The organism is Streptomyces sp. AM8-1-1 (genome assembly GCF_032229325.1).
Taxonomy (GTDB): domain Bacteria; phylum Actinomycetota; class Actinomycetes; order Streptomycetales; family Streptomycetaceae; genus Streptomyces; species Streptomyces achmelvichensis.
The window spans coordinates 2,763,443-2,783,255 of record NZ_CP135086.1; the positions used below are offsets into that span (position 1 = coordinate 2,763,443).

A 19,813-nucleotide genomic window follows, 5' to 3' on the forward strand; every position below is an offset into this window, starting at 1 on the left:
CCCTCCGGCGTTCCTATCCGCCGTCTTCGAGCCGCTCGATCTCCCGCAGGAACGGCTCCACATGCGGCGCGTCCGCCGGCCGGACCCGCGCCAGCACCGCGACCACTGCCCGGTGCTCCTCCAGAGCGCGCTCGGGACCGGCGGTGCGCTCCAGCCGGCCCGCCCGCAGCCACTGGGCGTTGACCAACTGGTCGAACATCACCGGGCCGGCCTCCGCGAGTGCCCGCCGGCCGTGGGCGACGGCGTCGCGGTGGAGCGGGTGCGCGGACGCCGTACGCCCGGACAGCAGGGCGGCCGCCACCGCGCGGTGCCACCAGGCGTGTGCGGCGAGTTCGGGGTCGGTCGCCGCCCGGGCCGCCGCGCCGAGCGCCCAGTCCGCCTCGTGGAGGTCGGCGACCGTGCCCTCCGCGCGGAACCGTTCGATGTAGGCGAGCCCCAGCAGGGCGCGGCGGCGCGGGAGTTCGGGGTCGCTGGGCCGGGTCTCCTCGATGGCGCCACGCAGCGCCCGTACGGCCGCCTGGATGTCGGCCCGGGCGTCCTTGTCCACGCCCCGCTCGGTCAACTGGCGGCCGAGGGAGGTGAGGACGAGCGCACGGCTCGGGTCACGCCACGGCAGCAGAGGCAGCGCCTCGGTCCAGGCCGCGACCGCGGAATCACGGTGGGCCCAGCCACCGGTGGACACATACCGCTGCTCCAGCACCCGGGCCATTCGCAGCAGGATGTCCGCCTGGGTCTCCTCGTCCCGGCCGGTGTGCTGGCGTGCCTGGTCGAGGGCCTGGAGGATACGCAGCCGGGCGTCGTCGTCGAGGTGTTCGTGGGCGAACTCGATGGCGTCGGCGTAGTCCAGCCAGGCGCAGCACAAATCGCTCTGCTCGACGCTCTCCCAGTCGATGGCGTCGATGCCCGCGTGCAGGTCCTCGTCCGCCTGTTCCGCGAAGGTGCGTGAGGCGGCGAGGTCGTGGTCGCCGGCCACGCGCGGGACCGGGCCCTCGCCCCGGTGGTGGCGGGCCAGGTCGAGGAGGAGCCCGCCGCGCAGCAGCAGGGCCGATTCCCGGCGCTCGCCCTCCAGCAGCAGTTCCGCGACGCCGAGCGCGGTGTGCAGGCACTCGGTGAAGAAGCCCTCGGGCCCGATCGGTCCGCGCAGCCCGTAGGGCGCGCCGGTCACGGCCAGCCGTCGCAGCACCCGGATCCTGGCGGACGCGGCCGCCTGCACGAGAGCGGCCGGTGTGTCCCACGGCGCCGGGTCACCGGTGAGTTCGGCGAGGCTGCTGTCGGCGGTCGACAGCAGCACGGCGGCCACCAGGTCGGTGTCGTCACCGGCCGGGCCCGCCTGCACCCATACCCATTCGGGCATCAGCTTGGGGCTGAGCCTGCCCGCGGACACCTCCTCCGCCATCGCCTCCAGGACCTGCGCCAGCGTGAGGTAGGCCCGAGCCCCGCCGGAGATCGCGTTCTGCGCCGCCTCCAGGGCCTCGGGCAGGTCCTCCGGCAGCGGGCGCACCAGCCAGCGGCGCAGCAGCGCCTCGGCCAGTTCGCCGTAGAGCGCGGCCCGTTCACCGGTCCGCCGCTCCGCCTGGGTCGCCGAGCCGAGCAGCCTGATCGCCGCGTCCAGGTCCCGTACGGTGCCGTACTGGCCGAAGTGGGCCAGGCAGCTGCGGGCCTTCGCGACGAGCGCCGCGGGGCCCTCCGTCGTCGGCCCCGGGGTCACGGCGGGCTGGGGGCCGCCGAGGCGGCGCAGCACCTGGGTGGAGACCTGGGCGAAGGCCCACAGGCCGCGGTTGTCACCGGCGGCCGGGGCCGGCGGGTGCGGATCCACCGATCCGGCGAGGAAGGCGGAGGCCATTGCGGGGAAGTTGCGCACGGTGCGTCCGTAGCGGGAGGCGACGTACTCCGAGCAGTGCTTGAGCACCAGCGACGCGCTGCTGGCCCCCAGTTGGCCGAGGAGTTCCTCGCGGACGCCGTCGAGGAAGGCGTACGCCGGGCCGCCCTCCTGCGGGCCCGTGGTGGCCGCCGTCTCCTCGGGGTCCCTCCGCAGCAGCCCGCTCAGCAGCACCTCCGCCAGGACGTCCGGGCCGCTGCGGACGAGCATCGCGCGCTGGACGAGCTGCATCACCGGCAGCACCAGGGGAACGGCCGACAGATAGACCGCGAGCTGGGCTGCGGCGGGCGACGCGGTTCTGCGGAAGGCCCGCACCCGTTCGGCGGGGTCGATGCGCCGGGCCGCGCGGGGGCGGACGGCGGCGGGTTCGTGGCGGGGCAGGACCAGCGCGGCCGCGGCGTTCATGGACTGCCCGGTCGCGCCCGCGATCAGACGGGTCCAGGCCTCGAAGGAGGAGCGGCGCAGCGCGAGAACGGGGACCGGGATGCCGTCCGCCGGGCCGGGCGCACCGAGCCGCGGAGTGAACTCCAGCCGCCCCGCCGGCCCTTCGCGCCGTTGCAGCAGTCCCGGCCGTGCGGGCAGATGCGTACGCCCCCACATCCGCTGCGGCAGCGGCTGGACGACGGCGACGGGCGCGGTCGACGCCCAGATGTGCAGCAGTCGCTGCATCCGGCCGCTGCGCCACAGCGGACCCGCGCAGTCACTGAGCACCACGGTCAGCTGCCGCCCGGTGGGATCGCCGAGCTGGGCCGGTACGGGCCGGTGCTCGCCGAGGCGGTGCACGGCCACCTCGCGGAACGCCCCGGCACGCTCGCAGAGCTCCCGCAGCTCTTCGAGTGCGGTGCTCCACACGACGTTCGACGACGACTCGTCCATCACGAGGGCGAGGCGGGCCTGACGCCGTCGGACCGTGCGGAGCACGGGCACCACCAGGCCGGTCTCGGCGGCCCGGTCCGCGGTCGCGATCTCGTCGAGCTCCCGGCGGATGAGCCGCATGGGCGGACGGTAGTGCTGCAGCGGGCGCAGGGAACGCTGGAGATCAAGGGTGTCGGGCAGCGCCGTGGGAGCCGGGACCGGGACGCTGCGCGCGGCCCCCTCCGGCAGGGACCCGGCGACGGTGTCCGGCTGGGCGGGCCCGTACAGACCGGTTGCGGGCCGCGCAGGAGGGCGGGTTCCGGGCGAGGAGACGGCCGGCTGCTCCGGGGGGCCGGCGGACGGCGGGTCGGCAGATCCGGACGGCAGCGTGGGGCCGGGTGCTTCGGCCGTGCCGGCCCGGGCCGCGGGTACGTACCGCGACAGCCACAGCGCGTCCGCCAGCTCCTCGGCGGTCGGCTTCAGTTCCGCCTCGCGCAGCCGCGCCACGAGCGCGGTCAGGGCCGCGGAGTGCACGGCTTCACCGCTGCCGGATGTCGAGCGGGCGTATCAGCAGTTCGGCGACCTCGTCCCGCCGCCCGGGCTCCGCCTGCACGGCGTGCTGGGTGAGGTAGATCGCGTTGAGCAGCTGGTCGGTGGGGCGCAGTTCGCCGTCGCCGTCCTCGCGGGTGAACCGGCCGATCAGATCGAGGTTCCGCTCGTCGGCACCGGCACCGAAGTGGGCCTGCACCATGGCGGCGAGCCGCTCGTCACGCGGCGGATCGAGGTGCAGATGGATGCAGCGGCGCAGCAGCGGGGCGGGGAAGTCGCGCTCGCCGTTGCTGGTCATCACGACGAACGGGAAGGCGGCGCAGCGCACCCGGCCGTCCCGGACGGGCACCCGGCGGCCGTCGTCGGAGAGCACCCGGACCTCGCCGTGGCCCGGCCGGTCGGCCATCCGCTCCAGCTCCGGAAGGGCGAACTCCCCTTCCTCCACCACGTTCAGCAGATCGTTCGGCAGGTCGATGTCGCTCTTGTCGAGTTCGTCGATGAGCAGTACCCGCGGCCGCTCGGACGGCAGCAGCGCGGTGCCGAGCGGCCCGAGCCGGATGTACCGGCCGATGTCGTCGGAGTGGCGCTCGGCGAGCTGGGCGTCGTGGAGCCGGCCGATGGCGTCGTAGGTGTAGAGACCGTCCTTGAGCTCGGTGCGGCTGACGACGGGCCACTGGAGCACGCGGCCGAGGCCCAGTTCGTACGCGACGGAGTGCGCGAGCGTGGACTTGCCGGAGCCGGGCTCGCCGGTGACGAGGAGCGGCCGGCGCAGGTAGAGGGCGGCGTTGATCAGTTCGAGCGCTTCGGCGTCCTGGGCACCCGGCGCCTCGACACGTGCGCCGAGCCGCCGTGTGGACGAACTGTCCACGGGGGGCGGCGGATCGGGCAGCGGCTCGCCGGAGAAGGCGCGCCAGGGCGGGGGCGGCGGCAGCCGGCGGATCCGGTCGGGATCCGGTGCACCGACACCTCGGTAGATCAGCCAGTCGTCCATCGCTCGCTCCTCGTCGGCGGCCGGTGGGCACCGTGGCGGACCACGCCGGGTATGTACCCAGCGACCCGCCGTCCCATTGCTCCGGTGCCGCTCCTCATGGGGAGTCCACCGGTCCGTTGTCGTCGGCGGGCAGCGGCCGGGTCGGGTCGTCGTACAGCATGGCCACCCCCTCCGCCCAGTGTCCGCCGTTCCTCGATCCGCTGATGTCGTCCCTGATACGGCGCAACCGGTCGGGCAGCTCACGTGCGCCCGCCGTCTGCGCGAGGAGCGCGGCCGCGCCGTCGTGCATCTCCTCGCAGAACTCGGTGCAGCCGTGCTCGGGATGACCGTCGGTGTGCCACAGCGCGACGCCGTGCCCGGCGTCCAGCGCAAGCCCGATCGCGCGGCGTCCGACGCCGCTGCCTGCGGGTCTGCACAGGACGGGCACCGCGGACGGCGGCATGTCCGCGAAGTGGCGGGCCCGTGGGACCTGCCGCGGCGGTGGCGTACGGACGGCGGTCAGCGCCCCGGCGGCCACCGTCGCCTCCCAGCGGGCCCGCCAGGTGCCGTCCGGTCTGCCTCGTCTCAGAAGGTCACGCAGCACCACCATCCGCCGTACACCGATATACGCAGGATGGTGCAGCCGCGCCATCTCGGTGAGCTGCCAGCGGTGCACGGCGGTGTCGAAATGGTCGACGGGCAGGGCGACTTCGAGCGGTGCGGGTGCACCGGGGGCGTCCACCGACGCGAAGACCTCGTCCAGCGGTCCGCGCAGCCGGCGTACGAGCTGTTCGGGCGGGACACCGTCGCCGGTCTGCTCCTCGTGCAGCGGTTCGTTGACGTCCTGGCCGTCATCGACACGGATGCGCCAGTAGAACCGGGCCGTCGGGGCGTCGCACACCGGATCCAGCTCGACGATGACGACGGTCGAGCCGTCGCCGGGTCCCGGGTAGCGGACCACGGCCCCGTCCCGGCCGTCCGGGCCGCGGGCGGGGACGAGCCGGGGCGGCAGCGTGGCCTGGGTGACGACGGTGTGCACGATCCGCGGGACGTCCTGGAGCCGGTGCGCCACCCAGTCGGCGAGCTGCGCGGGGTCACCGCCGCGGCTGCGTTCGTACTCCACGACCAGCTGGAGGTAGTGCAGCGCGGCGATGGCGGCGACGGGCTGCCCCGCCTCGTACAGCAGGCCGTGTCCGTCGCGCCAGGCGTGCGGGAGCAGCTGGCCGGGCGGGGAGGCGACACCGCCACGTGCCTTCTTGGCGAGTTCGACGACGGGCCGGATGCCGTCGGGCGGGCGCACCCCCGACAGCAGGAACAGCGCCTCGCGCCGGTCGCGGGGGCTCCACTGGTCGCCGCCGGTGTGCACGCCCGCGCCCGGCAACTGGTGCTGGCGCTCGATCCAGTTGTGTCCCCCGACCTTCGGCGACTGGCCGTGCCAGCGGTCGTGCGCGGCCATCAGCGCCTGATAGGCGGGGCCGAACCGGCGCAGGGCGGTGGCCGCGATGGCCATACCGCCGTCCCGGCCCGCCCTGCGGGATTTCAGCACGCCGACGACGGCGCCCGTGTGGGCGTCGAGAACGGGCGATCCGGAGCCGCCCTTGGGGAACTCCGCCTCGGGCCGGAAGCGCATGCCGTAGTCGTCGTCGAAGCCGTTGATCCAGGCGGTCGCCTTCCAGCGCGCGGCCCTGCGTACGACGGGGGCGGAGCCTTCCTCCTGATGCTCCGGCCGGTAGCCCTGGACGACACCCTGCCCGCCGGGATAGTCCGTGCGGTCGGTGAGCCAGACGCACTCGTGCTCGACGTCCGGATCCAGCAGCCGGACGAGGGCGAGGTCCTGCTCGACGGGCACCCGCTGCTCGGAGCGCGGCTCACCGTCGAGGAGCCAGCGGTCGAGCCGGGCCTCCAGCGGTTCGCCGTCGTTGACCTCGCTGCCGCCGAGCCGGAAGACGCGTCCGCGATCGCCCCGCAGATGCGGCGCGAGCACGTGCGCGCAGGTCAGCACCCAGCCGGGCGCGACGAAGAAGCCGCTGCCCCACATGGCGCTCTCGCCCTCGCGCGCCGAGGAGAAGTGGACGGTCGCGGCACGGGTGAGGGCGTCGATGACGGAGTCGGACTCGGTGTCACTCATGCGGTACCGGGGGCGGCGGCGGTGTGGCGGGGGCGGGTGGGTGCGCGCCGGCGGGAGGGGGCGGCGGGGCGGGCGGCGCGGGGGCGGGTACGTGGGAGCCGGCGGGAGTGGCCGGGGCGGGCTGCGTGGGCTGGTCCTTGAGCTGCCAGGTGAGCGTGACCTGCACGGATGCCTTGGCCTCGCCCGCGGCGAGCACGGCGAGCGCGACGCCGGACTTGGCGGTCAGCTCGACGCCGAAGGAGACGCTCGCCTCGTCGGGACGAGCCGCCGCCGCGGCCTCCAGGACGGATGCCCCGACCTCGGTGATCAGCTCGTGGAGCTGCCGCACCTTGGCGGTGGCGTTCTCCACGAAGCCGACGTCCTCGTCGTCCTCGCCGTACCCCCCGCCCGCGGTGGAGAGCCGGGCGAGCACGACGGCTCCCCCGGGAAGTTCGATGCGCTGGATGCGTCCGTTCACGGCTCCCCCGTTCTGACGGCCGACTCGGCCTTGTGCCGGTGCAGTTGGGCGCTGTGCGAAGGGCGACGACGTTACCGGCCCGTCCGGTTGCGGGGGAGAGCGGGAAGTCGCCGTAATCTGAGGAGGTAGTCCCCCATCCGTCCCAGGAGCATGTCTTGTACTTCACCGATCGCGGTATCGAGGAGCTGGAGAAGCGGCGCGGCGAGGAGGAGGTCACCTTCGAGTGGCTCGCCGAGCAGTTGCGTACGTTCGTCGACCTCAATCCCGACTTCGAGGTCCCGGTGGAGCGCCTCGCGACGTGGCTGGCGCGCCTGGACGACGAGGACGAGGACGAGTAGCCGGGCGGTCGTGACAGCGACCCCGTAGCGCTCGCACGGTACGGGCGGTACGGCGCCGGGTGCGGGGTTACCGGGGCGGGGTGTGCGGCTGCTCGCGGATCCGGTCGTACGTCAGCGCCAGCGCCCCGTGCGTGATCAGCACGGCCCCGGCCACCAGCCAGCCGCCGCTCCCCCGCCGCAGCCCCCACGCCACGAGGGGCAGGCCCGCGGCCATCTCGACCAGGCCCACCACACGCACCGTCGGACCCGGCCGTCTGTGGCCGAGCACGCCCTCCTCGACGGCATGGAACTCCGCCCGAACCGCGTCGCGCCAGCCCGACCACTCCACGGTCTCCGCGCCGATCGCCCGCGCGACGGACCGGAGCCGCTCGGCAGGCTCACCCGGCGCGAGCCCCTCGGGCAGATCGAGACCCGCCCTGGCCAGCACCGCGAGCAGGCCGAACAGCCGCGACTGGGCGTCCGCGACGGGGTCCGGCAGCGTCAGCGGCTCCAGCGCCTGCACATCGAGGACGGGATCCAGCCCGAGCCGAGCGGCGAAGGTCCGCATCGCCTCGTCCTCGCCCACCGGCGTCCCGTCCGCCAGCCACACGTACCCCACGGGCCTGCGGAAACCGGACGCGAGTGTGAAGCCGGCCCGGTCGCCGTCCCACCACACGGCGAGGGCCGGCCGGTTCGTACCGATGGCGACGGCCGAGGCCCAGCCGCCGAGCACCTGGTCGACCGGCTCGCCGGCCTGCTGCCAGGGTGTTCCGTCGGGGACAAGGACGCTCCAGTCGTCACCGGCCGCGACGAGGAGCTGCTGCTCGCGCAACAACTGGGCGGCCGGCCGTACGGCGGAGGGGTCGGTCCGGCACAACAGCAGCGCCCCCACGGGTGTCGCGTTCATGCGACTCACGCTAGGGCACTTTGCCCACTTTTGACGCCTCATGGCCCGTCAGGCGCGCCTTCAGCCGGCTTCGCACAGGCGCTTGACATCCCGATCTCGCGATATATCGTATCGACCAGAAGACGCGATATGTTGCGTCGCGGACCGCCCTGGGAGGTCAGGTCATGACAGATTCGACGTGGGCAGTCTCCGAGCCGAGGAAGCTCACCTTCGACGAGCCCGTGACGGCGCTCAATGTGCGCATCGTCAACGGAACGGTGAACGTCGTGGGCACGGACGAAGGTTCCGCCCGCCTCGAGATCAGCGAGATCGAAGGCCCCCCGCTGATCGTGACCCACGAGGGCTCCACGCTCACGGTCGCGTACGAGGATCTGCCCTGGAAGGGCTTCCTCAAGTGGCTCGACCCCAAGGGCTGGCACCGCAAGGCGGTCGTCTCCCTCGCCGTGCCCTCCCGGGCGCGGGTCGAGGTCGGCGTCGTCGGCGCGGGAGCCGTCGTCTCCGGCATCAAGGGAGCGACGTCCGTGCGGGGCGTCAGCGGGGACACCACACTAGTGCGGCTCTCCGGGGACGTCCACGCCGAGAGTGTCTCCGGGAACCTGGAGGCCCACTCGGTGACCGGCGGCCTCCGCTACAACTCCGTGTCCGGTGATCTGACCGTCATCGAGGGCGCGGGCTCCTCCGTCCGGGCCGAGTCCGTCAGCGGCGACATGGTCGTCGACCTCACCGTGCTCGACGCGGACGGAGTGCCGAAGCCGACCGACATCAAGCTCACGACCGTCTCCGGCGAGGTCGCCATCCGGCTGCCGCATCCCACGGACGCGCAGGTCGAGGCCAACACCGCGAGCGGTGCCGTGTCCAACGCCTTCGACGACCTCCGGGTCAGCGGCCAGTGGGGCGCGAAGAAGATTACCGGCACGCTCGGCGCGGGCACCGGCACGCTCCGGGCCACGACCGCCTCCGGCTCCATCGCCCTGCTGCGCCGGCCACCCGAGGACGACGAACCGTACGAGGCCGCCCCGACCGGAAAGGTGCTCTGACATGCCGCCTGTCTTCGCCCACGGCCGTCTGCGCCTGTACCTGCTGAAGCTCCTGGATGAGGCCCCGCGCCACGGCTACGAGGTGATCCGTCTCCTCGAGGAGCGCTTCCAGGGCCTCTACGCACCCTCGGCGGGCACCGTGTACCCCCGGCTCGCCAAACTGGAGGCCGAGGGCCTGGTCACCCACGCCACCGAGGGCGGCCGCAAGGTCTACTCGATCACCGACGCGGGCCGCGAGGAACTGGCCGGCCGCAGCGGTGAACTGGCCGACCTGGAGCTGGAGATCCGCGAGTCCGTGTCCGAACTGGCGGCGGAGATCCGCGACGACGTACGCGGCGCGGCGGGGAAGCTGCGCAGCGACATGCGCGCGGCGGCGTCCCAGACGCGCCAGTCCTCCGGCACGGAGAAGGGCGAGGCGGCCGCCTGGCGCTCGGCGAAGGAGGAACTGCGCAAGGTCACCCACGAGTGGCAGGAGCAGGCACGCCGGGCAAAGGACGAGTCGCGCCGGGCCCGCGAGGACGCCCAGCAGGCACGGCGCCAGGCCAAGGAGGCGCAGGAGACGGCCCGCCGGGAAATGCAGCGGATCGCCAAGCAGGTCCAGGACCAGATGCAGGACCACTTCACGCGGGGCGACTGGCCGACGGGCGTACGGGAAGGGCTCTCGGAGCTCACGACCCAGCTCGGCGGGCTGGCGCGCGGGGGCGGGTGGCCGTACGGCAAGCCGGAACGGGAGCCGACGGAGTCGGTACCGGATGACGCTCCGCAGGCCGAGAGTGTGCAGGTCGATCCCGAGTGGCCGTCGGGGACGGAGACGACGGGCGAACCGGCCCGCGACCTGGACCGCCTGCTGGATCGCTTCCGCGACGACATCCGGGACGCGGCGCGGGACAACGGGGTGACGGACGCGCAACTGCGCGAGGCGCGACGCCACTTGTCGACGGCGGCGGCACATGTGGCGGCGGTGCTGCGGCGGAAGTGACGGTGCGGGTCCCTTTGTGAGGGGCCTTGTGCTGCGGGTTCTTGTCCGGCGCGGGTGCTTGTGGTGCGGCCCTGTTGTGGTGCGGGTTCTTGTCCGGCGCGGGTTCTTGTGGTGCGGGTCCTTGTGGTGCGGGTCCTTGTGGTGCGGGTCCTTGTGGTGCGGGTCCTTGTGGTGCGGGTCCTTGTGGTGCGGCTGCGCCCGGTTGGTGGTGGGTGCGGGGTTCGGGTTCTCCGGAGGGGGGTGTCCGGACTGCTTTCTCACCGCGCTTCGCGCGAGTTGCTGAAGCTTTGACGTCCGGACACCCCCCTCCTGCGCCCCCGCCCCCCTCCCGCCGTCCCCGCGACCCTCCGTCCGTCCGGGACGAGGACCCGTGGACCGGGGTGCACTGCGAGCGTGGGGTGAGACGAGGGGCGTACCGCCCTGGCCGCGTTCAGGGACGGGGACGTGCAGGGGTCGTGTCCGGGACGTCAAAGCGCCCGCAACTCGCGCGAAGCGCGGTGAGGACCGCAGTCCCGGACATGACCCCGGAACGGCACCGGGACAGCAACCGCACAACCGGCCGTCGCCACAACCACCTTGAGGCCGAGCCACAAGCACCCGCACCGAACAAGCGGCCGCGCCACAAGAACCTCGGCCCGAGCCACAAGGGCCCGAGCCGAACAACCGGCCGCACCACAACGCCCCGCAGCGAACAAGGGCCCGGGCCGAAGAAGGGGCTCAGCCACCACCGCCCAGACCCCTACGCGCGGACCGGGAACAGCACCCTCTCCAGTGACTGGTACGTCACCCCGTGGTCCGCCAGCACCTCCGACACCACCCCCGGCCCCGACGTCAGCGCCAGCAGCAGATGCTCGCCGCCGATCGCCCGGTCACCCCGGCCCGTCGCGATGCGCAGCGACTTGACCAGCACCTCCTTCGCCGCGGGCGTGAACGGCCGGTGCCCGGACCACCAGGACTTCGACCTCTTCGACGCCTGCAGGGCGCCCGGCCCGTGCGCCTCCTCCACGCGCGCAACGATCTCGCCCACGTCGACGCCGAACCCCGCCAGCGCCTCGACGTCCGCGTTGGAGAGGCCGCCCCGGCGCCGTCCTTCGGCGAGGGCCGTCTCGACCGAGGCCCGCCGGTCCGTGACGCCGAGCGCGGAGAAGGCGAACGCGGCCTTCGTGCCCTGCTGGTCCAGCAGCGCGAGCAGCACATGTTCCTCGGTGACGGAGGCCGCGTCCGCCTTCTCCGCACGCGCCACGGAGTTGGTGACGACCTCCCGCGCGTCGCGGGTGAAGCGCTCGAACATCACTGCCTCCCGTATTTCTTGTGTACGGCCTGCCGGCTGACACCCAGCTCGGCGGCGATCTCCTGCCACGACCAGCCCTGGTTGCGGGCGCTGCGCACCTGCACGGCCTCGAGCTGTTCGAGAAGCCGCCGCAGGGCGGCCACCGCTCGCAGCCCGACCCGGGGGTCCCGGTCGCCCGCCCGTTCGGCGAGATCCGTTGCATCCGTCATGACTGTCAACCTACATTGACAGTTGTCCACAGTCAACCCAGGTTGACAACCGTCCGCCGTACCGTGGTCTCGTGATCGATTTCCGCACGTCCTCACCCGTGGCCGGCACCCTCGACGTCCCCTGGCATGCCGGCTGGCCCTCTCCGAAGCACGACCCCGCTCCGGAGATACAGGTGCATGCGTACGGCGAGCACACCGCGATCCTGCGGCAGAACAAGTCGGTGCACTTCGAAGCCCCGTTCCTCTTCCTGCTGTTCGGGAACGAACGCGCGCTGCTGCTGGACTCCGGCGCGACCGCCGACCCCGCCCACTTCCCGCTGCGCGCGACCGTCGACGAGCTGATCGAGGGCTGGCTGTCCCGCCATCCCCGCACCCCGGGAAGCGCGCCGTACGGACTGGTCGTCGCCCACACCCATGGGCACGGCGACCACATCGCGGGTGATCTTCAGTTCGCGGACCGCCCGCACACGGAGATCGTGGGGCCGTCGCTGGCCGAGGTGCGGGAGTTCTTCGGCTTCCGGGACTGGCCGGACGGGCAGGTGGAGCTGGATCTGGGCGGCCGGGTGCTGGATCTGCTGCCCGGCCCCGGCCACCAGGAGGCGGCCGTGGTCTTCCACGACCGGTACACCGGGCTGCTGTTCACCGGCGACTCGCTCTACCCGGGCCGGGTGTACGTCGAGGACACAGCCGCCTTCGCCACGACCGTGGACCGCCTGATCGCCTTCTGCGAGACGAGACCGGTCACCCATGTGCTCGGCTGCCACATAGAGATGACGACCGTCCCCGACCACGACTATCCCCGGGGCACCACGTATCAGCCGGACGAACCGCCGCTCCAGCTGACGCCCGGGCATCTGCGCCGGCTGGGCAAGGCGCTGGCGGAGGGCGAGAGCCGATGCGGGGACTTCATCGTCGTCCGACAGGAGTGACGGAGACGGTGATGCGCGCGCCGGGGAGGGCTGCGACACGCACCCGGTGCGACCGGCCGGCCACGGCGGTGCGGATGTCGGCGACAGCCGGTCCGGTCACGGAGATCCGCCGTTCGGACGCGCTCGGCGGCAGCGAGATCTCCGTCGTGCCGGGCCGCATCGACGCCCGGTACGTCAGCCGATAGGTCCCGAGCCCGGGATCGATCCCGGGGTCCTGCCCGGAGACAAGGCCGGGGTCCTGCCCGGGGGCAAGGCCGGGGACGAGCCCGGGGTCGTGCGCGTCGGAGATCACGCGGCCCGCGACCGCGGCGGCATAGGGGGCCGCCGTCTGCTCCTTGTTCGTGCGGAAGCGGCCGCGTTCGTCCAGCGCGCAGTACCCGCCGCCGTAGCACCAGACGTAACCCGCCCAGCCCGAGCTGTAGCGGTTCAGGGAAGTCAGGGCGTCACGGTAGAAGCGCCCCATGTTCGGAAGGGAGTTGTTGAGGGGGCCCCACTCCCCCACCACCACCGGTACGCCGTACGTACGGGGGTAGACGGTGACGGCCGTCTCGTACGACTCGATCCAGCCCGCCGAGGGGTCGTAGTCCGCGCCCGCCTCCATCGCGGCGTTGTAGAAGTGCGGTGCGTAGACGACCCCGGGGGCGCCTATCCGCCCGAGGCCGGTCGGTACCCCCTCGCCGACGATCGGCGTCGGCTCGATGAAGAGACGGCTCTCGTCGTCCACCGAACGCACCGCGTCCGCGAGGCGGTTGTACATCGGCGTCAGCTGATCGCGTTCGATCCGGCGGGCCGCCGTGGGGAGATCCTCGCCCTGCCGGAGTTCCCCCATGGGCTCGTTGATCAGGTCGTAGCCGAAGACGGCCGGGTGGTCCCCCAACCGGCCGGCGAGGACGCGCCACATCTGCGCCTGGGCCCGGCGCAGATCGTCGTCCTCGTAGAGATGGGTGAACGCGCGCTGCACGGCGGGTTCGAAGTACTCGGCGAACCAGTCGTCGGGATGCGGGGTGAAGGGGAGGCCGTCGGTGCGGGTCGCCCAGGCGGGGATCCCGCGGTGACCGAAGGCGGGACCGAAGACGTCCTGGTGGGCGTCGATCAGCACCTGGATGCCATGGGCGCGGGCCCAGTCGAGCACCCGCTCGATCCTGCGCAGATACTCCGCGCTGTAGTGGCCGCGGCGGGGTTCGAGATCGTCCCAGAAGACCATCAGACGGGCGAAGTTGAAGCCGTTCGCCCGCAGATCACGGAAGTGCTTCTCCGTGATCGCCTTCAGGGCCTGGTCTCCGCGGCCGGCCTTGTCCTCGACGTTCCAGCCTCGCAGCGTGAGGGTCCGCCCCCGGTCGTCCAGAAGCGGCGGAATACCACTCGGGCCCACGGCGCCCGAGGTGGCGGAGGCACCCACGGGGGCGGAGGCACCCACGGCACCCACGGCACCCAAGGAGGAGGAGACAAGCGCCGGTCCACCCGAGGACGCCGCGGGCGGACCGGCGCCCACGTCCGCGGGCGGACCGGCGGCCGCGGCGGGGACCGGGATCCCCGCCACCGACAGGAGGAGGCAGCCGATCAGTGTCCGGATCGTTCGGCGTGCGCGCATGGGGCGGATCCCATCAGCACACCTGACGGTCCATCAAGAGGGCGTCAGCACGATCTTCCCGAAGAGGTCGCCGCCGGCCATCCGCTCGAACCCCTCACGGGCCCGGTCCAGGGGCAGGACCTCGTCGATCACCGGACGCAGACCGGTCGCCGCACAGAAGGAAAGGAGGTCTTCCAGTTCGTCCTTGGAGCCCATCGTCGAGCCGACCACCTTGAGCTCCAGGAAGAAGATCCGGGTGAGTTCGGCGTGCGAGGGGCGGTCGCCGCTCGTCGCGCCGGAGATCACCAGGGTGCCGCCCGGGCGCAGCGACTTGACCGAGTGGGACCAGGTCGCGGCGCCGACCGTCTCGATGACGGCATCCACGCGCCGGGGCAGTCGCGCGCCCGGCTCGTACGCCTCCTCGGCGCCCAGTTCGACGGCGCGCTTGCGCTTGGCCTCGTCGCGGCTGGTGGCGTACACCCGCAGGCCCGCCGCCTTGCCGAGCGCGATCGCGGCAGTGGCGACGCCACCGCCCGCGCCCTGGACGAGGACCGAATCACCGGGCCGGACACCGGCGTTGGTGAAGAGCATGCGGTAGGCGGTGAGCCAGGCGGTCGGGAGGCAGGCCGCCTGCTCGAAGGTCAGTTCCTTCGGCTTGGGCAGCACGTTCCAGGCCGGGACGGAGACCTGCTCGGCGAAGGTGCCCTGGTAGCGCTCGGTCAGGATCGAGCGCGGCTCGTCGGGGCCGACGCCGTGACCTGTCTGCCCGATCACGGAGTGGACGACCACCTCGTTGCCGTCGGCGTCGATGCCGGCGGCATCGCAGCCGAGGATCATCGGCAGCTTGTCCTCGGCGAGGCCGACGCCCCGGAGCGACCAGAGGTCGTGGTGGTTGAGGGAGGCGGCTTTGACGGTGACGGTGGTCCAGCCGGGACGGGCCTCGGGCGCGGGGCGTTCACCCAGTTCGAGGCCGTTCAACGGGGCGTCACGGTCGATGCGGGCGGCGTAGGCGGCGAACATGACCTTGACCTTAGGGCGGCGGCACGACGCGGCGGAACCACACAACGGTGTGACACGCACCGCGCCGCCCCGGCCACGGTGACGTCGGCCCGCACCCGTTGGGCACCCGTACGGCCGAAAGGCCCGAAGGAATCGGCGCACGGGGGGCGATTCCGCGGAAGCCCGCCGGAACGGGGGCCACGCCGCGCGTGAACGCCTGCGGGCCGTGCCGCACCCCTCTCGGAGCGCGGCACGGCCCGTAGCCCGTACGCCCGCGGCCGGAGACCGGCCGGGTGGTCAGGTGGTCAGCGCCGTGCGACACCCTCGGCGCGCGCCGCCGCCGCGACCGCCGCCGTCACCGCGGGAGCGACCCGCTCGTCGAACGGCGACGGGATGACGTAGTCGGCGGCGAGCTGGTCGCCCACGACGTCGGCCAGCGCGTTCGCCGCGGCGATCTTCATGCCCTCGGTGATCCGCGACGCCCGCACCTGGAGTGCGCCCGCGAAGATCCCCGGGAAGGCCAGCACGTTGTTGATCTGGTTCGGGAAGTCGCTGCGACCGGTCGCCACGACGGCCGCGTACTTGTGCGCGACGTCGGGGTGGACCTCCGGGTTCGGGTTGGCCATGGCGAAGACGTACGCGCCGGGGGCCATCGAAGCGACGGCCGCCTCGGGCACGGTCCCGCCGGAGACGCCGATGAAGACGTCCGCGCCGGCCAGCGCGGTCTCCAGGGAGCCGCTCAGCCCGGCCTTGTTGGTGATCTCCGCGAGCTCACGCTTGACGGAGTTCAGGTCCTGGCGGTCACGGCTGACGATGCCCTTGCGGTCGGCGACCGCCACATCCCCGAGGCCGGCCTCCAGCAGGAACTTCGCGATGGCCACCCCGGCCGCGCCCGCGCCGGAGATCACGGCGCGCAGCTCGCCCAGGCCGCGCCCGGTCAGCTTCGCCGCGTTCCGCAGGGCCGCGAGGGTGACGACCGCCGTGCCGTGCTGGTCGTCGTGGAAGACGGGGATGTCCAGGCGCTCCTGGAGCTTGCGCTCGATCTCGAAGCAGCGGGGCGCCGAGATGTCCTCGAGGTTCACTCCGCCGAAAGAGGGCGCCAGGCGCACGACGGTCTCGACGATCTCGTCCGTGTCGGTCGTGGCGAGCGCGATCGGGACCGCGTCCACGCCGCCGAACTGCTTGAAGAGGATCGCTTTCCCCTCCATCACCGGAAGAGAGGCTTCCGGGCCGATGTCGCCGAGACCGAGCACCGCGGTCCCGTCCGTCACGACGGCGACGACCTGGGACTTCCAGGTGTAGTCGTGGACGAGCTCGGGCTGCTCGGCGATCGCGCTGCACACCTTGGCGACGCCGGGTGTGTACGCGAGGGACAGGTCGTCCTTGTCCCGCACCGGCACGGTGGCCTGGATGGCCATCTTGCCGCCGCGATGCAGCGCGAAGGCCGGATCGAAGGGCTCTTCGGGAGCACTCTCCGAACCGCTGTCGCTGCGAGGATTGACGATCTCCGCTGCCATGTGTTTGACCCCTTAAGTCTTCATCAGTTGAGGGTTTCCACTCCTGGTTGAGGAGGGGTGGGCGGGCACCGCGTACGTGCCCTGCCTCGGCGGTTGGCCCGCTCCGGCGGGGGGAGGTACATACGCGCGGGCGCGCCGCACACGCGCCCTGAGCCCCGGATGAGGGGTGTAAGCGTCCTTCTTACCTGACCAGGAGCACCGGCGACGAGTCGGTATCCAGTTGCTGACACGACTCGTCGCCGAATGTCAGGACACGTCAGCTACGCGCCCTGAATGCCGCCCGTAGCAGGCTACGAGCCGCAGATCTTCCGGTCGGAAGCAGGTATTCCCGTGAATGGTCCGGTCGTGATGTACCGGCCCGGGAGGGGGTCGGGGGTGTCCCGTTACCCGATTTTGACATGCGTGGCCCCCTGAATGGGCTAGTCCGAATGGCAAGATGCCGAAAACACACAAGGTGGCGACACTCGAAGATGAGTGCACGACCGCTGAAATGGCACTTCCCTCACCCGCCGGAGGACCCCGATCATGACCGCAAGCACCACTCGTCGTACGACCGCCGCCAGGACCCGGATCGCCGCGGTCGGCGCCATCGCGGTCGCGGGCGCGCTGCTCCTCACCGCCTGCGGTGACCAGACAGGCAGCGATTCGGGTAGCGACTCCACCCAGACGAGCGCGGCCCCGCTCGCCGACAAGCTTCCGCAGTCGATCCGCGACAAGGGCGTCATCAAGGTCGGTTCGGACATCGCGTACCCGCCGGTGGAGTTCAAGGACGGCGCCGGCAAGACGGCAGGTATCGACCCGGACCTCGCCGCCGCCATGGGCAAGCAGCTCGGTGTGACGTTCCAGTTCGAGAACGGCACCTTCGACACGCTGATCACTGGCCTGCGGGCCAAGCGGTACGACATCGCGATGTCGGCGATGACCGACACCAAGGACCGTCAGGACGGTGTCGACTCCGCGACCGGCAAGAAGGTCGGCGAGGGTGTCGACTTCGTCGACTACTTCAGCGCCGGCGTCTCGATCTACACCAAGAAGGGCGCCGACAAGGGCATCGCCTCCTGGTCGGACCTGTGCGGCAAGAAGATCGTCGTGCAGCGCGGCACCGTCTCCGAAGACCTGGCCAAGGCCGAGTCGAAGAAGTGTACGGAGGGCGGCAAGGGTGCGATCGCCATCGAGGCCTTCGATAATGACCAGCAGGCCCAGACCCGTCTGCGGGCCGGCGGTGCCGACGCCGGTTCCTCCGACTACCCGGTCGCGGCCTACGCCGTGAAGACCTCTGGTGGCGGCAAGGACTTCCAGCTCGTGGGCGAGCAGGTCGAGGCCGCCCCGTACGGCATCGCGGTCGCCAAGGGCAACGAGGAGCTGCGCGATGCCCTCAAGGCCGCCATGGACGCGATCATCAAGAACGGCGAGTACAAGAAGGTCATGGACAAGTGGGGCGTCAGTGCTGGAATGGTCACCGAAGCCAAGGTCAACGGCGGTTCCTGACCGGCAGACGACCGCGTCGGTACTGAAAGGCACCCCGTGACTGACATCAAGAAGACGGATCCGGCGGACGCCGTGCCGTCCGCCGGACCGGAGGCCATCAAGGCCATCCCGGTCCGGCACTACGGCCGCTACGTGACCGCCGTCCTCGCGATCGCCGCATTCGCCGCGATCGTCTATGCCTTCTCCCAAGGCAAGATCAACTGGGGCGCCGTCCCCGACTACTTCTTCGACGAGCGCATCGTCGACGGCATGGGTCAGACACTGCTTCTGACCGTGCTGTCCATGGCCATCGGCATCGTCGGCGGCATCGTCCTTGCGGTGATGCGGCTCTCCCACAACCCGGTGACTTCATCGATCGCCTGGTTCTACATCTGGTTCTTCCGGGGCACCCCGGTCCTGGTCCAGTTGTTCGTCTGGTTCAACCTCGGTCTCGTCTTCGAGTACGTGAATCTCGGCCCGTTCTACAAGGACGAGTGGTCGGACTTCATGACGCCGCTGCTGACGGCGCTGCTGGGCCTGGGACTCAACGAGGCCGCGTACATGGCCGAGATCTGCCGTGCCGGCCTCCTGTCGGTCGACGAAGGTCAGACCGAGGCCTCGCATGCACTCGGCATGAGCCACGGCAAGACCCTGCGCCGGGTGGTGATCCCGCAGGCGATGCGGGTGATCGTGCCACCGACGGGCAACGAGGTCATCAACATGCTGAAGACGACCTCGCTGGTAGCGGCTGTGCAGTACTACGAACTGCTGCGCCAGGCCCAGGACATCGGCCAGACCTCCGGTGCGCCGGTGGAAATGCTCTTCCTGGCCGCAGCGTGGTACCTGATCATGACGTCGATCCTCAGTGTCGGTCAGTACTACCTCGAGCGGTACTACGCACGCGGTTCGAGCCGCAGCCTTCCCCTCACCCCCTGGCAGAAGGTCAGGACCACCGTGTTCTCGTTCCGCCGCCCGAAGGGAGTTTCGTCATGAACCCCATGGTCAAGGCGGAAGGCGTCCACAAGTCCTTCGGATCCGTCGAAGTCCTGAAGGGAATCGACCTCGAGGTCGCGCCGCGTGAGGTCTTCTGCCTGATCGGTCCGTCCGGCTCCGGCAAGTCGACCTTCCTGCGGTGCATCAATCACCTGGAGAAGATCAACGCCGGCCGGCTGTCCGTCGACGGCGAGCTGGTCGGCTATCGCCAGAAGGGCGACAAGCTCTACGAGCTCAAGGACAGCGAAGTCGCTGTGAAACGCCGGGACATCGGCATGGTCTTCCAGCGCTTCAACCTGTTCCCGCACATGACGGCCATCGCGAACGTCATGGAGGCGCCGATCCAGGTCAAGGGCGAGTCGAGGGCCGTGGCCCGGGCGCGCGCCGAGCGGCTGCTGGACCGCGTGGGCCTGGCCGACAAGGCCGGGAACTACCCCTCGCAGCTCTCCGGCGGCCAGCAGCAGCGGGTGGCGATCGCCCGTGCGCTGGCGATGGAGCCGAAGCTGATGCTCTTCGACGAGCCGACCTCCGCGCTCGACCCGGAGCTGGTCGGCGACGTGCTGGACGTCATGCGGGGTCTCGCCGAGGACGGCATGACGATGATCGTCGTGACGCACGAGATGGGCTTCGCCCGTGAGGTCGGCGACGCGCTGGTCTTCATGGACGACGGTGTGGTGGTCGAGTCCGGCCATCCCCGCGAGGTCCTGACGAACCCGCAGCACGACCGGACGAAGTCGTTCCTGTCGAAGGTGCTCTAGCA

General features: G+C 71.7%; 17 protein-coding genes. 7 read left to right on the forward strand and 10 right to left on the reverse strand.

What is annotated here, in order from left to right; genetic code table 11:
* Positions 1-13: 13 nt before the first annotated feature.
* The 4 genes from RPQ07_RS12300 to RPQ07_RS12315 form a co-directional block, all read right to left on the reverse strand.
* The gene (locus RPQ07_RS12300; protein ID WP_313944162.1) at positions 14-3,268 is read right to left on the reverse strand and encodes an SAV_2336 N-terminal domain-related protein; all 3,255 of its coding nucleotides are present in this window, start codon (positions 3,266-3,268) and stop codon (positions 14-16) included.
* Positions 3,269-3,272: 4 nt separating this feature from the next.
* Positions 3,273-4,274, reverse strand: a complete 1,002-nt coding sequence (locus RPQ07_RS12305; protein WP_313944163.1) for a MoxR family ATPase — start codon at positions 4,272-4,274, stop codon at positions 3,273-3,275.
* 94 nt (positions 4,275-4,368) lie between these two features.
* The gene (locus tag RPQ07_RS12310; protein WP_313944164.1) at positions 4,369-6,381 is read right to left on the reverse strand and encodes a trypsin-like peptidase domain-containing protein; all 2,013 of its coding nucleotides are present in this window, start codon (positions 6,379-6,381) and stop codon (positions 4,369-4,371) included.
* On the reverse strand, positions 6,374-6,838 hold the full coding sequence (locus RPQ07_RS12315; protein ID WP_313944165.1) for a CU044_2847 family protein: 465 nt from the start codon (positions 6,836-6,838) through the stop codon (positions 6,374-6,376). The genes RPQ07_RS12310 and RPQ07_RS12315 overlap by 8 nt, the downstream gene beginning before the upstream one ends.
* A gap of 155 nt (positions 6,839-6,993) precedes the next feature.
* Between RPQ07_RS12315 and RPQ07_RS12320 the strand changes: the two genes are divergently transcribed.
* A complete protein-coding gene (locus tag RPQ07_RS12320; RefSeq protein ID WP_003961784.1) occupies positions 6,994-7,176 on the forward strand; it encodes a DUF6104 family protein in 183 nt (60 codons plus the stop codon).
* 67 nt (positions 7,177-7,243) lie between these two features.
* On the opposite strand, the gene RPQ07_RS12325 is transcribed toward RPQ07_RS12320, so the two are convergent.
* Entirely contained in the window at positions 7,244-8,062 is an 819-nt protein-coding gene (locus tag RPQ07_RS12325; RefSeq protein ID WP_313944166.1) for a hypothetical protein, read from the reverse strand.
* A 164-nt stretch (positions 8,063-8,226) separates the two neighbouring features.
* Between RPQ07_RS12325 and RPQ07_RS12330 the strand changes: the two genes are divergently transcribed.
* Both RPQ07_RS12330 and RPQ07_RS12335 read left to right on the forward strand, forming a co-directional pair.
* Positions 8,227-9,099, forward strand: a complete 873-nt coding sequence (locus tag RPQ07_RS12330; protein ID WP_313944167.1) for a DUF4097 family beta strand repeat-containing protein — start codon at positions 8,227-8,229, stop codon at positions 9,097-9,099.
* A gap of 1 nt (position 9,100) precedes the next feature.
* Positions 9,101-10,078, forward strand: a complete 978-nt coding sequence (locus RPQ07_RS12335; protein WP_313944168.1) for a PadR family transcriptional regulator — start codon at positions 9,101-9,103, stop codon at positions 10,076-10,078.
* A 739-nt stretch (positions 10,079-10,817) separates the two neighbouring features.
* Here the strand turns inward: RPQ07_RS12335 and RPQ07_RS12340 are convergent.
* Positions 10,818-11,369, reverse strand: coding sequence for a Clp protease N-terminal domain-containing protein (locus tag RPQ07_RS12340; RefSeq protein WP_313944169.1), 552 nt, complete (start codon positions 11,367-11,369; stop codon positions 10,818-10,820).
* On the reverse strand, positions 11,369-11,578 hold the full coding sequence (locus RPQ07_RS12345; RefSeq protein ID WP_037851906.1) for a helix-turn-helix domain-containing protein: 210 nt from the start codon (positions 11,576-11,578) through the stop codon (positions 11,369-11,371). The genes RPQ07_RS12340 and RPQ07_RS12345 overlap by 1 nt, the downstream gene beginning before the upstream one ends.
* 71 nt (positions 11,579-11,649) lie before the next feature.
* On the opposite strand from RPQ07_RS12345, the gene RPQ07_RS12350 reads away from it, so the two are divergent.
* A complete protein-coding gene (locus RPQ07_RS12350) occupies positions 11,650-12,507 on the forward strand; it encodes an MBL fold metallo-hydrolase (protein ID WP_313944170.1) in 858 nt (285 codons plus the stop codon).
* Here the strand turns inward: RPQ07_RS12350 and RPQ07_RS12355 are convergent.
* The 3 genes from RPQ07_RS12355 to RPQ07_RS12365 form a co-directional block, all read right to left on the reverse strand.
* Positions 12,485-14,098, reverse strand: a complete 1,614-nt coding sequence (locus RPQ07_RS12355; RefSeq protein ID WP_313944171.1) for a glycoside hydrolase family 5 protein — start codon at positions 14,096-14,098, stop codon at positions 12,485-12,487. The genes RPQ07_RS12350 and RPQ07_RS12355 overlap by 23 nt on opposite strands.
* Positions 14,099-14,131: 33 nt before the next feature.
* Positions 14,132-15,097 carry a zinc-binding dehydrogenase gene (locus RPQ07_RS12360; RefSeq protein ID WP_313944172.1) on the reverse strand — a complete coding sequence of 322 codons (966 nt, stop codon included), beginning with the start codon at positions 15,095-15,097 and terminating at the stop codon, positions 14,132-14,134.
* Positions 15,098-15,381: 284 nt separating this feature from the next.
* Positions 15,382-16,593 (reverse strand): NADP-dependent malic enzyme, encoded by a 1,212-nt coding sequence (locus RPQ07_RS12365; RefSeq protein ID WP_313944173.1) that lies wholly within the window; start codon positions 16,591-16,593, stop codon positions 15,382-15,384.
* A 525-nt stretch (positions 16,594-17,118) separates the two neighbouring features.
* On the opposite strand from RPQ07_RS12365, the gene RPQ07_RS12370 reads away from it, so the two are divergent.
* From RPQ07_RS12370 to RPQ07_RS12380, 3 genes are read left to right on the forward strand one after another with little or no spacing between them, the layout of a single operon-like run.
* Positions 17,119-18,081 carry an ABC transporter substrate-binding protein gene (locus tag RPQ07_RS12370; protein ID WP_313944174.1) on the forward strand — a complete coding sequence of 321 codons (963 nt, stop codon included), beginning with the start codon at positions 17,119-17,121 and terminating at the stop codon, positions 18,079-18,081.
* Positions 18,082-18,117: 36 nt separating this feature from the next.
* Positions 18,118-19,053, forward strand: a complete 936-nt coding sequence (locus RPQ07_RS12375) for an amino acid ABC transporter permease (protein ID WP_313944175.1) — start codon at positions 18,118-18,120, stop codon at positions 19,051-19,053.
* Positions 19,050-19,811: an amino acid ABC transporter ATP-binding protein gene (locus tag RPQ07_RS12380; protein WP_313944176.1), complete on the forward strand. Its 762-nt coding sequence runs from the start codon at positions 19,050-19,052 to the stop codon at positions 19,809-19,811. The genes RPQ07_RS12375 and RPQ07_RS12380 overlap by 4 nt, the downstream gene beginning before the upstream one ends.
* Positions 19,812-19,813: the final 2 nt, after the last annotated feature.

Excerpts from the sequence above, each read along its gene's own strand:
- RPQ07_RS12305 (WP_313944163.1), bottom strand. The coding sequence starts at position 4,274 with ATGGACGACTGGCTGATCTACCGAGGTGTCGGTGCACCGGATCCCGAC.
- RPQ07_RS12310 (WP_313944164.1), bottom strand. The coding sequence starts at position 6,381 with ATGAGTGACACCGAGTCCGACTCCGTCATCGACGCCCTCACCCGTGCC.
- RPQ07_RS12325 (WP_313944166.1), bottom strand. The coding sequence starts at position 8,062 with ATGAACGCGACACCCGTGGGGGCGCTGCTGTTGTGCCGGACCGACCCC.
- RPQ07_RS12330 (WP_313944167.1), top strand. The coding sequence starts at position 8,227 with ATGACAGATTCGACGTGGGCAGTCTCCGAGCCGAGGAAGCTCACCTTC.
- RPQ07_RS12335 (WP_313944168.1), top strand. The coding sequence starts at position 9,101 with ATGCCGCCTGTCTTCGCCCACGGCCGTCTGCGCCTGTACCTGCTGAAG.
- RPQ07_RS12340 (WP_313944169.1), bottom strand. The coding sequence starts at position 11,369 with ATGTTCGAGCGCTTCACCCGCGACGCGCGGGAGGTCGTCACCAACTCC.
- RPQ07_RS12345 (WP_037851906.1), bottom strand. The coding sequence starts at position 11,578 with ATGACGGATGCAACGGATCTCGCCGAACGGGCGGGCGACCGGGACCCC.
- RPQ07_RS12355 (WP_313944171.1), bottom strand. The coding sequence starts at position 14,098 with ATGCGCGCACGCCGAACGATCCGGACACTGATCGGCTGCCTCCTCCTG.
- RPQ07_RS12360 (WP_313944172.1), bottom strand. The coding sequence starts at position 15,097 with ATGTTCGCCGCCTACGCCGCCCGCATCGACCGTGACGCCCCGTTGAAC.
- RPQ07_RS12365 (WP_313944173.1), bottom strand. The coding sequence starts at position 16,593 with ATGGCAGCGGAGATCGTCAATCCTCGCAGCGACAGCGGTTCGGAGAGT.
- RPQ07_RS12370 (WP_313944174.1), top strand. The coding sequence starts at position 17,119 with ATGACCGCAAGCACCACTCGTCGTACGACCGCCGCCAGGACCCGGATC.
- RPQ07_RS12380 (WP_313944176.1), top strand. The coding sequence starts at position 19,050 with ATGAACCCCATGGTCAAGGCGGAAGGCGTCCACAAGTCCTTCGGATCC.